Annotated in this window: 13 protein-coding genes; 7 read left to right on the plus strand and 6 right to left on the minus strand. The window is 64.6% G+C overall.

The window, feature by feature from the left end; all coding sequences use genetic code 11:
• Window positions 1–19: 19 nt before the first annotated feature.
• From FJ972_RS01735 to FJ972_RS01760, 6 genes are all read left to right on the plus strand, one after another.
• On the plus strand, window positions 20–643 hold the full coding sequence (locus FJ972_RS01735; RefSeq protein ID WP_140525797.1) for an HD domain-containing protein: 624 nt from the start codon (window positions 20–22) through the stop codon (window positions 641–643).
• A gap of 2 nt (window positions 644–645) precedes the next feature.
• The gene (locus tag FJ972_RS01740) at window positions 646–1,740 is read left to right on the plus strand and encodes a carnitine 3-dehydrogenase (protein ID WP_140525798.1); all 1,095 of its coding nucleotides are present in this window, start codon (window positions 646–648) and stop codon (window positions 1,738–1,740) included.
• A gap of 4 nt (window positions 1,741–1,744) precedes the next feature.
• Window positions 1,745–2,908, plus strand: coding sequence for an acyl-CoA dehydrogenase family protein (locus tag FJ972_RS01745; RefSeq protein ID WP_140491110.1), 1,164 nt, complete (start codon window positions 1,745–1,747; stop codon window positions 2,906–2,908).
• A gap of 3 nt (window positions 2,909–2,911) precedes the next feature.
• Complete coding sequence (locus tag FJ972_RS01750; protein WP_140525799.1) at window positions 2,912–4,990, plus strand: acetate--CoA ligase family protein; 2,079 nt, start codon at window positions 2,912–2,914, stop codon at window positions 4,988–4,990.
• Entirely contained in the window at window positions 4,983–5,765 is a 783-nt protein-coding gene (locus tag FJ972_RS01755) for a carnitinyl-CoA dehydratase (protein WP_140491114.1), read from the plus strand. The genes FJ972_RS01750 and FJ972_RS01755 overlap by 8 nt, the downstream gene beginning before the upstream one ends.
• Window positions 5,766–5,981: 216 nt before the next feature.
• Window positions 5,982–6,920 (plus strand): alpha/beta hydrolase, encoded by a 939-nt coding sequence (locus tag FJ972_RS01760; RefSeq protein ID WP_140525800.1) that lies wholly within the window; start codon window positions 5,982–5,984, stop codon window positions 6,918–6,920.
• A 64-nt stretch (window positions 6,921–6,984) separates the two neighbouring features.
• Here FJ972_RS01760 and FJ972_RS01765 read toward each other — a convergent pair whose 3' ends face one another.
• From FJ972_RS01765 to FJ972_RS01785, 5 genes are all read right to left on the minus strand, one after another.
• Window positions 6,985–8,643, minus strand: coding sequence for an FAD-binding dehydrogenase (locus tag FJ972_RS01765; protein WP_140525801.1), 1,659 nt, complete (start codon window positions 8,641–8,643; stop codon window positions 6,985–6,987).
• A gap of 59 nt (window positions 8,644–8,702) precedes the next feature.
• On the minus strand, window positions 8,703–9,689 hold the full coding sequence (locus FJ972_RS01770) for a Gfo/Idh/MocA family protein (protein ID WP_140491121.1): 987 nt from the start codon (window positions 9,687–9,689) through the stop codon (window positions 8,703–8,705).
• 102 nt (window positions 9,690–9,791) lie between these two features.
• The gene (locus tag FJ972_RS01775) at window positions 9,792–10,367 is read right to left on the minus strand and encodes a YceI family protein (RefSeq protein WP_140491123.1); all 576 of its coding nucleotides are present in this window, start codon (window positions 10,365–10,367) and stop codon (window positions 9,792–9,794) included.
• Window positions 10,368–10,435: 68 nt separating this feature from the next.
• Entirely contained in the window at window positions 10,436–11,008 is a 573-nt protein-coding gene (locus FJ972_RS01780; protein ID WP_140517768.1) for a cytochrome b, read from the minus strand.
• A 59-nt stretch (window positions 11,009–11,067) separates the two neighbouring features.
• The gene (locus FJ972_RS01785) at window positions 11,068–11,958 is read right to left on the minus strand and encodes a LysR family transcriptional regulator (protein WP_140525802.1); all 891 of its coding nucleotides are present in this window, start codon (window positions 11,956–11,958) and stop codon (window positions 11,068–11,070) included.
• Between the two features lie 96 nt (window positions 11,959–12,054).
• On the opposite strand from FJ972_RS01785, the gene FJ972_RS01790 reads away from it, so the two are divergent.
• On the plus strand, window positions 12,055–13,050 hold the full coding sequence (locus FJ972_RS01790) for an aldo/keto reductase (RefSeq protein WP_140525803.1): 996 nt from the start codon (window positions 12,055–12,057) through the stop codon (window positions 13,048–13,050).
• Window positions 13,051–13,185: 135 nt separating this feature from the next.
• On the opposite strand, the gene FJ972_RS01795 is transcribed toward FJ972_RS01790, so the two are convergent.
• Window positions 13,186–13,788, minus strand: coding sequence for a nucleotidyltransferase family protein (locus FJ972_RS01795; protein WP_140525804.1), 603 nt, complete (start codon window positions 13,786–13,788; stop codon window positions 13,186–13,188).
• Window positions 13,789–13,833 lie beyond the last annotated feature (45 nt).

Below are 13,833 nucleotides of genomic sequence, written 5' to 3' on the forward strand. Positions count from 1 at the left end.
ATTCGCGGGGAGGGTCGATATGGCTACCGTAAAATTCACGGCGATGAAGGATGGCGACAGGGAAGACTACGAATTCCTGACCGCGCACGAGATCGACTATGCAGCCAGGACCGGCGAGCGGCTGCTCGACGCGCTGGTGCAGCTCGATGAGGGCCTGTCGGGCTACAAGATCACCCGGCTCGGCCATTCGCTGCAGGCGGCGACGCGCGCCTGGCGTGATGGCGCCGACACCGACTGGATCGCCTGCGCGCTCCTGCACGACATCGGCGACATCTACGCACCCTACAACCACGACGAATACGCCGCGTCGATCCTGAAGCCTTTCGTGCGCGAACAATGCACCTGGGTGGTGGAGAAGCACGGCGATTTCCAGCGCCTCTACTATGCCCATCATCTTGGCGGCAACCGCCATGCGCGCGACCGCTTCGCCGGTCATGCCTATTTCGACGATTGCGACCAGTTCTGCGAGCGCTGGGACCAGTCGAGCTTCGACCCCGACTACGAGACGCTGCCGATCGAGTTCTTCCGGCCTTTCGCGCTCGAAGTCTTTGCCCGCAAGGCCTACGACCCATCAGTGATCCGCATGGGCGAGCGCGTGCCTCTGACGGATCCACAAACAGCCGCCAAAAGAACCGGAGCCTGACCATGAGCATCATCAACAAGGCGGCCGCCATCGGCGGCGGTGTCATCGGCGCAGGCTGGGTGGCGCGCCTGCTCTTGAATGGCATCGACGTGTCGATCTTCGACCCTGATCCCGAGGCCTCGCGCAAGGTCTCAGAAGTGATGAAGGGCGCGCGCCGCGCCTACAAGCAGATGGTTCCGGGCGGCCTGCCGAAAGAAGGCAGGCTGACCTTCGCCAAGACCATCGCCGAGGCGGTGGCCGATGCCGATTTCATCCAGGAGAGCGTGCCGGAACGGCTCGACCTCAAGCATAAGGTCCTGTCCGAGATCGATATCCACGCGCCGGCCAACGCCATCGTCGGCTCGTCCACATCAGGCATCAAGCCGACCGACATGCAGGTGGCGATGAAAAAACACCCGGAGCGGCTTGTCGTCGGTCACCCGTTCAACCCGGTCTATCTCCTGCCGCTGGTGGAAATCGTCGGCGGTGACCAGACATTCCCCGAGGCGGTCGAGGTCGCCAAGGAGATCTATGCCTCGATCGGCATGAAGCCTGTCGTCATCCGCAAGGAGATTGAAGCCTTCGTCGGCGACCGCCTGCTGGAAGCCGCCTGGCGCGAGGCGCTGTGGCTGATCAAGGACGGCATCTGCACCGTCGAGGAACTGGACGACATCATGCGCTATGGCTTTGGCCTGCGCTGGGCACAGATGGGCATGTTCCAGGTCTATCGCGTCGCCGGCGGCGAAGCCGGCATGCGCCACTTCATGGCGCAGTTCGGCCCCTGCCTGAAATGGCCGTGGACCAAGCTGATGGACGTACCGGAGTTCAACGACGAACTGGTCGACCTGATCGCCACGCAGTCGGACGACCAGGCGCATGGCCTGTCGATCCGCGAACTGGAAAAGATCCGCGACGATAATCTGGTCGCCATCATGGATGCGCTCTCGAAGCAGAACAAGGGCAAGGGCTGGGGCGCCGGCGCCCTGCACAGGGACTATAGGAAGCAGTTGGCCAAGCTGGCGGCGAAAAAGCCGGCCGCCTCCAAGGCGGCCGAGAAGGCGAAGGCATCGAAGCCGGTGAAGAAAGCCGAAAAACCGAAGAAAAAGAAGAAAGGCTGAGACCATGGATTTCGGTCTGTCGGAGGAACAGAAGCTCATTGTCGAGACGACGCGCGCCTTCGTCGAGAATGAGCTTTACCCCCATGAGCGCGAGGTCGAGCGCACCGGCGTGCTGCGCCGCGAACTGATCGAGGAGCTAAAGGCCAAGGCGATCGAAGCCGGTCTCTATGCCGCCAACATGCCGGCCGATGTCGGCGGCGCGGGGCTCGATACGGTGACCTGGCTGCTCTACGAGAAGGAACTCGGCCGCGCCAACTACGCGCTGCACTGGACCTGCGTCGCGCGCCCCTCCAACATCCTTTTGGCCGGCACGCCGGAGCAGCGCGAAAAATATCTGTTCCCGTGCATCCGTGGCGAGAAATGGGATTGCCTGGCGATGACCGAGCCGGGCGCCGGCTCCGATCTGCGCGGCATGAAGGCGACCGCCGTGCAGGACGGCGACGACTGGGTATTGAACGGCACCAAGCACTTTATCTCCCACGCCGACCTCGCCGACTTTGCCATCGTCTTCATGGCCTCGGGCGAAGAGGATTCGCCGCGCGGCAAACGCAAGAAGATCACCGCCTTCTTCGTCGACAAGGGCACCAAGGGCTTCACGGTGCGCGACGGCTACCGCAACGTCTCGCATCGCGGCTACACCAACGCCATCCTCGAATTCGACGATTGCCGCCTTCCGGCAAGCCAGGTGTTGGGTGAAGTCCACAAGGGTTTCGACGTCGCCAATTCCTGGCTCGGCGCCACCCGCCTGCAGGTCGGCGCCACCTGCCTCGGCCGTGCCGAGCGGGCGCTTGGCCATGCGGTCGAGTACGCCGCGCAGCGTCAGCAATTTGGCCAGCAGATCGGCAAGTTCCAGGGCGTGTCGTTCAAGCTCGCCGACATGGCAACCGAACTCAAGGCCGCGGACCTGATGGTGTTCGAAGCCGGCTGGAAGTACGATCAGGGCACCGTCACCGACCAGGACATGGCCATGGCCAAGCTGAAGGCCACAGAAATGCTGGCTTACGTCGCCGACGAAGCGATCCAGATCCATGGCGGCATGGGGCTGATGGACGACCTGCCGCTGGAGCGCATCTGGCGCGACGCCCGGGTCGAGCGCATCTGGGAAGGCACGTCGGAAATCCAGCGCCACATCATTTCGCGGGCGCTGCTGCGCCCGTTCGGGGCCTGATCCATGCACAAACTTGAACGCCTTCTGCGCCCTAAATCGATCGCCGTGTTCGGCGGCGCGCAGGCCGCCGCGGTCGTGGCACAGTCGATCAAGATGGGCTTTGCCGGCGAGATCTGGCCGGTGCACCCGAGCAAGGAAGAGGTCGCCGGCCGCAAGGCCTATCGTTCGATCGCCGATCTGCCCGGCGCGCCGGACGCCGCCTTTGTCGGCGTCAACCGACACCTGACCATCGACGTGATCAAGGCCTTGGCCGAACGCGGCGCCGGCGGGGCCGTCTGCTTTGCCGCCGGTTTCCTCGAAACCGAAGCCTATGACGCGCATGGCGAGCGCCTGCAGGCCGAACTCGTCGCCGCCGCTGGCGAGATGCCGATCATCGGACCGAACTGTTACGGCCTGATCAACTATGCCGACGGCGCGCTTTTGTGGCCCGACCAGCATGGCGGCATAAGATTGGCCGACGGCGGCAAAGGGGTGGCCATCATTACCCAGTCGTCCAACATCGCCATCAACATGACGATGCAGAAGCGCGGCCTGCCGATCGCCTTCCTGATGACCGCCGGCAACCAGGCGCAGACCGGCCTCTCCGAAATGGCGCTCGGCCTGATCGAGGACGAGCGCGTCAGCTCGCTCGGCCTGCACATCGAGGCTTTCGATTCGGTAGCCGGCTTCGAGCGGCTGGCGGCACGGGCGAGGGAATTGAAAAAGCCGATCATCGCCATGAAGGTCGGCCGCTCCGAACAGGCCAGGCAAGCGACCGTCTCGCACACCGCGTCGCTCGCCGGCTCGGACGCAGCGTCCGGGGCCTTCCTGAAACGGCTCGGCATCGCGCGCGTCGATTCCATCCCCGCCTTCATCGAGGCGCTGAAGCTGCTGCATGTCACCGGTCCGCTGCCCGGCTACAGCCTGTCATCGATGAGCTGTTCGGGCGGCGAGGCTTCGGTCATGGCCGACAGCGCCGAAGGCCGCTGGGTCAACTTCCCGGTGCTGACGGAAGAACACCGTGCCCACGTCAAGTCGACGCTCGGGCCGCTGGTCGCGGTCGCCAATCCATTGGACTACCACACCTTCATCTGGAACAACGAACCGGCAATGACCGCCACCTTCACCGCCATGGTGTCGGGCGGCTTCGACCTCAACATGCTGGTGCTCGACTTCCCGCGCCCGGACCGCTGCTCGGTGACCGACTGGTGGGCAACGCTGCGCGCCTTCGAATCGGCGCTCAAGACCAACAAGGCGCATGGCGCGATCGTCTCGTCGCTGCCCGAGAACCTGCCCGAGGAATACACCGCCGAGCTGATGGCGCGGGGCATGGTGCCGCTGTTCGGCATTTCCGAAGCGATGGATGCCGCCCAGGCGGCCGCCTTCATCGGCTGGGCCTGGCGCGAGCCGCAGGCGCAGCCGGTCGACACCTCCGCTTCCGGCGCTGCCGGCGGCGAGCATGTCACGCCTGACGAGGCGCAAGCCAAGGCGCGGCTGATCAAGGCCGGGCTGCCGGTGCCCAAGGGCGAGCGCGCCGACAGTGCCGTCGAGGCGGTGATCTCGTCCATGGCGCTCGGCTTCCCCGTGGCGCTGAAGGCGCTAGGCGTCACCCACAAATCCGAGGTCGGCGCCGTCAGGCTCAACCTCAGGGACGCCGAATCCGTCAGCACCGCCGCTCACGACCTTTTGCCGCTCGGCACCGGCCTTTATGCCGAGCGCATGGTGCGCGACGGCGTCGCCGAGCTGATCGTCGGCTTCACCCGCGATCCGATGTTCGGCGCTGTCATGACGCTGGGCACCGGCGGCGTGCTGGTCGAATTGCTGCGCGACAGCGTCACCTTGATGCTGCCGGCGACCCGCGACGACATCGAGGCAGCACTTCGCGGTCTCAAACTGTTCCCGCTGCTCGAAGGCTATCGCGGTCGGCCGAAGGCCGACGTCCAAGCTGCCATCGACGCCATCGCGGGCATTGCTGCCTTCGTGCAGACGAATGCCGGCGAGATCGAGGAACTCGACATCAATCCGCTGATCGTCTGCAGCGAGGGCAAGGGCGCCTGGATCGCCGATGCGCTTTTGGTGCTGGGAGAGAACAAGAATGCCTGACGTCATTTCGACCCGCCGTGAAGGCTCGATCCTCGAGGTCACGCTCGATCGGCCCAAGGCCAACGCCATCGACCTGAAGACCTCTCGGCTGATGGGCGAGACCTTCAAGGCGTTTCGCGACGACCCCGGCTTGCGCGTCGCCATCATCAAGACCGCCGGCGACAAGTTCTTCTGCGCCGGATGGGACCTGAAGGCCGCCGCCGGCGGCGACGCCGTCGACGGCGACTATGGCGTCGGCGGCTTTGCCGGGCTGCAGGAACTGCGCGACTTGAACAAGCCTGTCATCGCCTGCGTAAACGGCATGGCGGTGGGGGGCGGCTTCGAGCTGGCGCTGTCCTGCGATCTCATCTACGCCTCCGATCACTCCTCCTTCGCATTGCCCGAGATCCGCGCCGGCACGCTTGCCGATGCCGCGACCATCAAGCTGCCGAAGCGCATCCCCTATCATGTCGCCATGGACCTTTTGCTCACTGGCCGCTGGATGGACGTTGCCGAGGCGCATCGCTGGGGCCTGGTCAACGAGGTGCTGCCGAAGGAGAAGCTGGAGGACCGCGTCTGGGAGATCGCCCGCCTGCTCGCCAGCGGCCCGCCGCTGGTCTTCGCCGCGATCAAGGAAACCGCGCGGGTGGCCGAAGCGCTGACTTTCCAGGACGCTATGAACAGGGTGACGCGCCGGCAGTTGCCGACGGTCGATGCGCTGTACGGTTCCGAGGACAATATGGAAGGGTTCCGGGCTTTTGCGGAGAAGCGGGAACCGGTGTGGAAGGGGAAGTAAAGCAATGCCAGAGATGACGGCGCGAGGCACCCCCCTCTGGCCTGCCGGCCATCTCCCCCGCAAGGGGGGAGATTGGATGTCATTTCCGCTTTCGCCAATCGTCAACGCTGCAATAAGGGCGATGTCGATTGAACTGCCAATCTCCCCCCTTGCGGGGGAGATGGCCGGCAGGACAGAGGGGGGTGCCTGGGCTCGCCGTTCACAGTCGGCGCGGCCATGACCGACTACAGCAAACTCATCGATGCCGAGACCCGGGCCTTCATCGAGCGGACCAATTCCTATTACCCGCCGGATACGATCGACTACACGATTGCCGAACAGCGCGAGATCTATGACCGCATGTGCCGGGAGTTCTTTGCCGGCTATCCCGAGGGAGTGACAGCGGAAACCACCGCTATTGCCGCACAGGCGTGCAATATCCCGATCCGCATCTATCGCAGCGCCCCGCAGGCAGTGGCAACGGTGCTCTATTGCCACGGCGGCGGGTTCATCCTTGGCGGGCTCGACAGCCATGACGACGTTTGCGCCGAGCTATGCGGCCGCACCGGTTATGACGTCGTCTCGGTCGACTACCGGCTGGCGCCGGAGCATCTGCATCCGGCCGCGTTTGACGACGCGATGAACGCCTTCGAGTGGGCGGCAGCCACCCGCGATCATCCCATCCTGCTCTGCGGCGACAGCGCCGGCGGCAATCTCTGCGCCGCGGTCAGCCATGCGACGCGCGGCCATGCGAAGAAACCGATCGGGCAGGTGCTGATCTATCCCGGGCTCGGCGGCGACCGTTCGCGTGGCTCCTATCTGAAGCATGCCGAAGCGCCTATGCTGACCACGCGCGACCTCGAATTCTACAAGCACATCCGTACCGGCGGCGTGGACCAGACCGGCGACATCACGCTTCAGCCGCTGGCCGACGCCGATTTCGCCAACCTGCCGCCGACCGTGCTGATCACCGCCGAGTGCGATCCGCTGTCGTCGGACGGCGAGGCCTATCGCGACCGCATCGTGGCGGGCGGCGGGCGAGCCACTTGGTTCGAAGAAAAAGGGCTTGTGCACGGCTATCTCAGGGCGAGGCACACGGTCGGCCGCGCCCGCGCCAGCTTTACCCGCATCGTCGAGGCGGTGTCGGCGCTCGGCAAAAGCGAGTGGATCTGGTGAGGGCCTCCTCGCATGACAATCGACAGACGATGATCAACCCAGCGACTGCCAAGCCGTTCGGCGCTCAGCCTACCGAACGAGCCGCCGCCCGGCCGGCGCTGCGGCCGGAGAAGATACAGCCGCCCAGGAACGTGCCTTCGAGCGCCGCATAGCCATGCACGCCGCCTCCGCCGAAACCGGCGGCTTCGCCGACCGCATAGAGGCCCTGAACCGGCTCGCCATCGCTCCCCAGCACGCGGCTTTCGAGATCGGTCTGCAGGCCACCCAGCGTCTTGCGGGTCAGGATGTTGAGGCGAACCGCGATCAGCGGGCCGTTCGCGGGATCGAGCATCTTGTGCGGCCTGGCCGTGCGGATCAGCCGGTCGCCGAGATAGGCCCGCGCTCCGCGCAGCGCGGTGACCTGCATGTCCTTGGAGAAGGGATTGTCGAGTTGCCGGTCGCGGGCGCGGATCTCGCGCTCGACATGGGCGACGTCGAGCAGCGGTTCGCCGCCGGCCAGCTTGTTCATGCGCGCCACCAGATCGGGCAGTTCGGCCTCGATGATGAAATCCTCGCCCTTCTCCATGAACGCCTTGACCGGGCCCGGAATGCCCGACGTGGCGCGGCCGAGCACCTGGCGCCAGCTCTTGCCGGTCAGGTCCGGGTTCTGCTCGGAGCCCGAGAGCGCGAACTCCTTCTGGATGATTTTTTTGGTCAGGATGAACCAGGAATAGTCGAAGCCGGTGCTCATGATGTGGCTGAGCGTGCCGAGCGTGTCGAAACCGGGGTAAAGCGGCACCGGCAGGCGCTTGCCCCTGGCGTCGAGCCACAGCGACGACGGACCGGGCAGGATGCGGATGGCATGATCGGTCCAGATCGGCGCCCAGTTCCTGATGCCCTCGACATAGTGCCACATGCGGTCGCGGTTGATGACGCTGCCGCCGGCCTGTTCCGTGATCGCCAGCATGCGGCCGTCGACATGGTCGGGCACGCCGGTGATCATGCACTTCGGCGCCGCGCCCAGACGCTTCGGCCAGTTTTCCCGGACCAGCTGGTGGTTGCCGCCGATGCCGCCGGAGGCGACGATCACGGCCTGCGCATGAACCTCGAAATCACCTGATATCTCACGCGAACTCTTGTGGCCGCGCTCGACGGTGCTTGGTTGCAGGATGTCGCCGCGCACCCCGTCGATCCTCGTGCCGGTGCGGATCAATTCGTTGACGCGGTGGCGGAACTTGAAGCGGATCAGTCCCTTCTTCTCGGCTTCGCGGACGCGCAGCACGAAGGGCTCGAGCACGCCGGGACCGGTGCCCCAGGTGATGTGAAAGCGGGGCACGGAATTGCCATGGCCAATGGCATTGCCGCCGCCGCGCTCGGCCCAGCCGACCACGGGAAAGAATTTCATCCCGCGCTCCAGCAGCCAGGAGCGCTTCTCGCCGGCGGCGAAGCCGACGTAGGCCTCGGCCCATTTGCGCGGCCAGTGATCCTCCGGCCGGTCGAAAGCGGCGGTGCCCAGCCAGTCCTCGAGCGCCAGCTCGTGCGAATCGCGGATGCGCATGCGCCGCTGCTCGGGCGAATCGACGAGGAACAGACCGCCGAACGACCAGAAGGCCTGGCCGCCCAGCGACTGCTCCGGTTCCTGGTCGACGATGACGATCTTCTTGCCGGCCTCGGCCAGTTCGGCGGCGGCGACCAGCCCGGCAAGGCCGGCGCCGACAATGATGACATCCGCGTCGTCAGCCAATTTCCCCTCCCGTTAGCTGGCTACCGTATGAATCTCGAACCGGAATATATTAATGATGGTCAGACCGCCTCCCAGCCATCCTTGCCGCCGGCGCGGAAGATGGCGTCGATGACCTTCTGGTTGAGCACGGATTCCTCCAGCGTGAAGACGCGCTCCTTACCGCCCTGGGCCGCCCGCGCGAAGGTCTCGACCTCGAGCCGGTACTGCTGCGTACCGGGAAAGCGGAACACCTGCGCCTCCGTGTGGTTCTGATTGTGCAACTCGACGCGGTGGTGATCGTAGAGCCCGGCATTGAACGGCGAGAACACCTCGATGAACCCGTTCTCGCCATGGAATACCATCACCTGGCGCGCGGCCATCTGGGTCGAGAGATAGAAGGACAGTTCGAAGTCGCCGAAATCGGCGCGGATCGAGGAATAGATGTCGGTGCCGAATTTTTTGTCGCGCTCGATCGTCGCCTGCACGCGCAGCGGCTCCTTGCCGGTGGAAAAGCGCGTCGACACGGTCGGGTAGACGCCGATGTCGGGCAGCGCGCCGCCGCCAAGGTCGAGCTGGTTGCGCATGTTGTTGGGATCGACATTGTAATAGGAGAACGCGCCCTGCACATGGCGCAGCCGGCCGATGACGCCGCTGGCGATCAGGTCGCGCACCTTGATCCATTGCGGATGGTAGACGACCATGAAGGCTTCGCAGACCAACACCTTGCTGGCATCGCGCAGCTTGATCAGCGGCGGAATGTCCTTGGCGTCGAGCGCCAACGGCTTTTCGACCAGCACATGTTTTCCCGCCTGAATGGCCTTGGCCGTCCATTCGACATGCTGCGATGTCGGCAGCGGGATATAGACGCCGTCGACCTCGTTCGAGGCGAGCAACTCCTCATAGGAACCGAAAGCATGCGGCGCGCCGAAGCGATCGGCCAACCCACGGGCCTTCGACTGATCGCGGCTGGCGATTGCGGACAGCACGCCATTTTCCGCCTCCACGATCGCAGGTAAAAGCTGCTCGCGACCGATCTTGGCCGTCGATAACACACCCCATCGGAACATCAGGCTTCTCCTCTCGATTACAGGCGAGGAGGTTTGCCTGAAATCGGGGCAAAAGCCAATGCGGGGGCCAAGTTCCTCGCCCCACGAGCGGGGAGCGATGGCTCAACCCCTCTTCCCCGTCAGCCTCATGTCGAAACCGACGACGTTGGAATAGATCGGCGTGCCGACATCCATTCCGTAGCGCGACCGCAGCACCTTGCCGGTGACGTGGAACCCGATCGTGCCGGACTTCAGGCCATCGAGCTCGGCGGTGAACTTTTCCGCAAACGTCTTGCCGCGCGCCGTCAGCCGGCCGGTGACAAGCGCCGTCGTATCGCCGGTGCGGGTCACGCTGGTCGAGCGGAACTGGATTTCGGGGCTGTTGGCCGCATCGAACACGGCGTCTGAACGCAGGAAAGCGTCGATGCGGCCCTGGCCGGTGCCGACGCTTTCGGGAAAAATGGTAAGGTTGACCTTCGAGCGGCTGACGTCGTCATTGTCGATGCGGATCGTGCCCTTGAAGTGAGCAAACGCACCATCGAAACCGCCGCCGCCGGCCTTGCCGATGGTGAAGCGGATCGAGGAGTCAGCCTGGCTGATCGTGTAACTGCCGGCGGCATCATCGAGGACAACTGCTGCCCAGACAGGCACGGCAAGGCAAGCGGCAAGGGCCGCCGATCCGAGGAGTCGCGCATACATGAGATTATTTCCTTCTTCGGAGGCAACGCTCTTCGCGTCCTCGCTTACAAACGAGGCCGAACCCCGTTCTATTCCCCGCCTGAGGAAGGCGTGACGATGCGTGTAAGCACATTGTCCCTCAGTCGGAAATGATGGCGCAGTGCCGCCGTGACATGCAGCGCCACAAGTGCTGCGCCGGCATAGGCAAGGTACCAGTGCGCTGCCGCCCAAAAACTCTCGGCGGCATCGGATTCCGCGAGCGGCAGGTTGGGCATCACGAACAGGTTGAACGGCATGCTTGGAATTTCCAGCGTCGAGACCGAAACCAGCGCCCAGCCGGACAGAGGCAAAGCGATCTGGAAGGCATAGAGCGCCAGGTGAGCGAGCGGCGCCGCCCGGCGCTCCAGGGATCCGACCGAGGATGGCAAGGCCGGCGCGGCATTGCCGAGCCGCCAGGCGATGCGCAGGATGATCAGGCCGAGCAGCAGGAAGCCCAGCGATTTGTGCAGCTGGATGAGCTCGAAAGCCGTGCGCTGGCTGCTGATGCGGACCATCGCGAAACCGAGCGCGAACTGGCCGATGAAGGCAAGGCCGATCAGCCAATGAAGCAGGATTGCCGCCCAACCGTAGCGGGTCGGGGTATTTATGATCGAAGCTCGCATGGAAGGTGAACGAATGTCGCGTCGGCTTTCTTCCACCCTCCCACAAGGGAGAGGGCAGCCTATCCGCTCACCCTGAAGAAATCGATGAAGGCCCTGAGCGCAGGCCGCATCTGGCGGCGACTCGGATAGTAGACGAAGAAACCCTCGAAGGACGGACACCAATCCTCCAGCACGCGAACCAGCCGGCCATCGCGGAGCGGCTCGCGGACATAATCCTCGAAGACGAAGGCAAGCCCGGCCCCGTCGACCGCCGCCTGGGCGATCAGATGGTCTTCGTCGAGAATCAATGGTCCTTGCGCGGCAATCTCGATCTCCTCGCCATCCCTGGCGAATTCCCAGCGGTAGAGGATGCCGCTGGAGAAGCGGAAGCGGATGCAGCGATGGTCGGACAGGTCACGCGGGTGGCGAGGCCTCGGCATGGTGTCGAAATAGGAGGGCGAGCCGACCACGGCGCCGCGGATATCGGGCCCGATGCGCAGCGCGATCATGTCGCGCTGCAGGCTTTCGCCAAGCCGCACGCCGGCGTCGAAACCGCCTTCCACGACGTCGGTGAAGCGGTCCTCGATGACGATCTCCAGCACGATATCGGGGTAAGCCGCGGCAAAGGCGCCGAGCCGCGGGGTCAGCACCAGATGGGCTGCCGTGCGCGGCACGCTGAGCCGCAGATTGCCGGCCGGCCGGTCGCGCGCCTCGACCGCCGTCTCCAGTGCCAGGTCGATCTCCGACAGCGCCGGCCGCAATCGTTCCAGCAACCGCGCGCCCTCTTCGGTCGGGGCAACGCTGCGGGTGCTGCGTGCCAACAGCCGCACGCCAAGCCGCGCCTCAAGGCTGGACACGGCATGGCTGACCGCCGACGGCGCGATCGCCAGTTCCCTGGCCGCGCCGCGAAAGCTGCCGCATTGGGCAACAGTTGCCAGCACCGCAAGCTGTGAAAGATGTGCCCGGTTCATTGATCTATTTCCTAGAACGCCCCGTGCACAGATGAGCCGATTATCGAACATAAGGCAAGGCGCTATTTCCTGGGCATCGCAACAAGGAGACGCGTGATGAAAACCCGCAAACTCGGTACTGAACTGGAAGTTTTCCCGGTCGGCCTCGGCTGCATGGGCATGAGCTTTGGCTATGGGGGCCAGCCGGAAGCCGAGGCGATCGCCACCTTGCGCCGCGCCGTCGAGATCGGCGTCAATTTCTTCGACACGGCAGAGGTCTACGGGCCCTACGAGAACGAGATCCTGCTCGGCAAGGCGCTGAAGCCGGTGCGCGATCAGGTGACGATCGCAACCAAGTTCGGCTTCAAGATCCTGGAGGAAGGCACCGGCACCGACCGCATGGCGGGCGTCGACAGCCGCCCCGAACACGTCAAGGCCGTCGCAGAGGCGTCACTGAAGCGGCTGGGCACCGACGTGATCGATCTCTATTACCAGCACCGCGTCGACCCGAACGTGCCGATCGAGGACACGGTCGGCGCCATGGCCGAGCTGGTGCGCGAGGGCAAAGTGCGCGCGCTCGGCCTTTCGGAAGCAAGTGTCGCCACCATCCGCCGGGCACATGCCGTACATCCGATCGCGGCGGTCCAGAGCGAATATTCACTGTGGAGCCGTGACCCGGAAGACGAGGTGTTCGCCGTCTGCCGCGAACTCGGCATCGGTTTCGTTCCCTATAGCCCGCTCGGCCGTGGCCTCTTGACCGGCACGATCGCCAAGCCCGAGACGCTTGATGACGACGACTGGCGCCGCACCTTGCCGCGCTTTCAGGCTGACGCCATGGAAGCCAATGCCAAGGTCGTGGCCACGCTGGAGAAACTGGCGACCGAGAAGGGAGTCACCTCGGCACAGCTGGCGCTCGCCTGGGTACTGCACCAGGGCGATTTCATTGTCCCCATCCCGGGCGCCCGAAAAATCCGCCATCTCGAGCAGAACACGGCGGCGGCTGATATCGAGCTGAGTGCTGCCGAGGTACAGACAATCGGCGATGCACTGTCGCCTGATAAGGTCATGGGCAAGCGCTACACAGAGGAGCTGCTGGCGCTGGTGAATGGGTGAGCTTTCACCCTCCCCCCTGTGCGGAGGTCGGCTCGCTGTCGCAGCGAAGCGAAGACAGGGGTGGGGTGGCGATGCGCGATACAGAAGATCACGGATGTCCGCGCGAGGCACCCCCCTCTGTCCTGCAGACATTTCCTACCATGGCACGACCGTAATCTCCGGCCAGTAATCCCGCGCCCGCTGGCCCTTCGCCTCATGCGTCCGCTGATTGTCCATCGCCCGGTTCGGCGTGATGCGGAACGAGAAGACGTCGTCGAGACCGAACGGCGCCAGCAGTTCCAGTTGACAATCCGCGTCGTATCGCACCCCGACCGCATGTGTCTTCGACGCAAAAAACCGGACCGACTCGCTCGAACTCGTGTAGCGCGGACAGGGCCGCCCGAACTTCTGCGGGTACCACAAATGCACCCGCGCTTGGTTGCGCACCTCGATCGGCAGGGGCAGCCCCTGGAAATGCTTCGCCGCCCGGCGGATGACGGCGTCCTCGGCCTCGTAGGACAGGTCGCTATCGTCGAAATAGAACAGGTCGACATCCTTGATGCCATAACCCGACGGCTTCCCCGTCAGATGGTTCCAGACCGAGTTATAGAGCACGCCGGAGACCGCCAGCCAGTCCGGAAGATCGAGCGTGCGGGCACATACCAGCGCTTGGCGCACGAGCGCATCCGACAGCAGGATGTCGAGAAACGCAGCGCGTTGTGCTTCGAACGGGAGCCCGGAATAGTGCAAATGGTCCATCGCCCTTTGGAGGGCGATTCGCCGTGCTCCCGCAATCCCGGAAAG

Source organism: Mesorhizobium sp. B2-1-1, from assembly GCF_006442975.2.
In the GTDB taxonomy this organism is placed as follows: Bacteria; Pseudomonadota; Alphaproteobacteria; order Rhizobiales; family Rhizobiaceae; genus Mesorhizobium.

What these genes read in the sequence shown, in the direction of transcription:
- FJ972_RS01750 (WP_140525799.1), top strand. Translation starts at nt 2,912, where the DNA reads ATGCACAAACTTGAACGCCTTCTGCGCCCTAAATCGATCGCCGTGTTC.
- FJ972_RS01790 (WP_140525803.1), top strand. Translation starts at nt 12,055, where the DNA reads ATGAAAACCCGCAAACTCGGTACTGAACTGGAAGTTTTCCCGGTCGGC.
- FJ972_RS01745 (WP_140491110.1), top strand. Translation starts at nt 1,745, where the DNA reads ATGGATTTCGGTCTGTCGGAGGAACAGAAGCTCATTGTCGAGACGACG.
- FJ972_RS01740 (WP_140525798.1), top strand. Translation starts at nt 646, where the DNA reads ATGAGCATCATCAACAAGGCGGCCGCCATCGGCGGCGGTGTCATCGGC.
- FJ972_RS01795 (WP_140525804.1), bottom strand. Translation starts at nt 13,788, where the DNA reads ATGGACCATTTGCACTATTCCGGGCTCCCGTTCGAAGCACAACGCGCT.
- FJ972_RS01735 (WP_140525797.1), top strand. Translation starts at nt 20, where the DNA reads ATGGCTACCGTAAAATTCACGGCGATGAAGGATGGCGACAGGGAAGAC.
- FJ972_RS01770 (WP_140491121.1), bottom strand. Translation starts at nt 9,689, where the DNA reads ATGTTCCGATGGGGTGTGTTATCGACGGCCAAGATCGGTCGCGAGCAG.
- FJ972_RS01785 (WP_140525802.1), bottom strand. Translation starts at nt 11,958, where the DNA reads ATGAACCGGGCACATCTTTCACAGCTTGCGGTGCTGGCAACTGTTGCC.
- FJ972_RS01775 (WP_140491123.1), bottom strand. Translation starts at nt 10,367, where the DNA reads ATGTATGCGCGACTCCTCGGATCGGCGGCCCTTGCCGCTTGCCTTGCC.
- FJ972_RS01760 (WP_140525800.1), top strand. Translation starts at nt 5,982, where the DNA reads ATGACCGACTACAGCAAACTCATCGATGCCGAGACCCGGGCCTTCATC.
- FJ972_RS01755 (WP_140491114.1), top strand. Translation starts at nt 4,983, where the DNA reads ATGCCTGACGTCATTTCGACCCGCCGTGAAGGCTCGATCCTCGAGGTC.
- FJ972_RS01780 (WP_140517768.1), bottom strand. Translation starts at nt 11,008, where the DNA reads ATGCGAGCTTCGATCATAAATACCCCGACCCGCTACGGTTGGGCGGCA.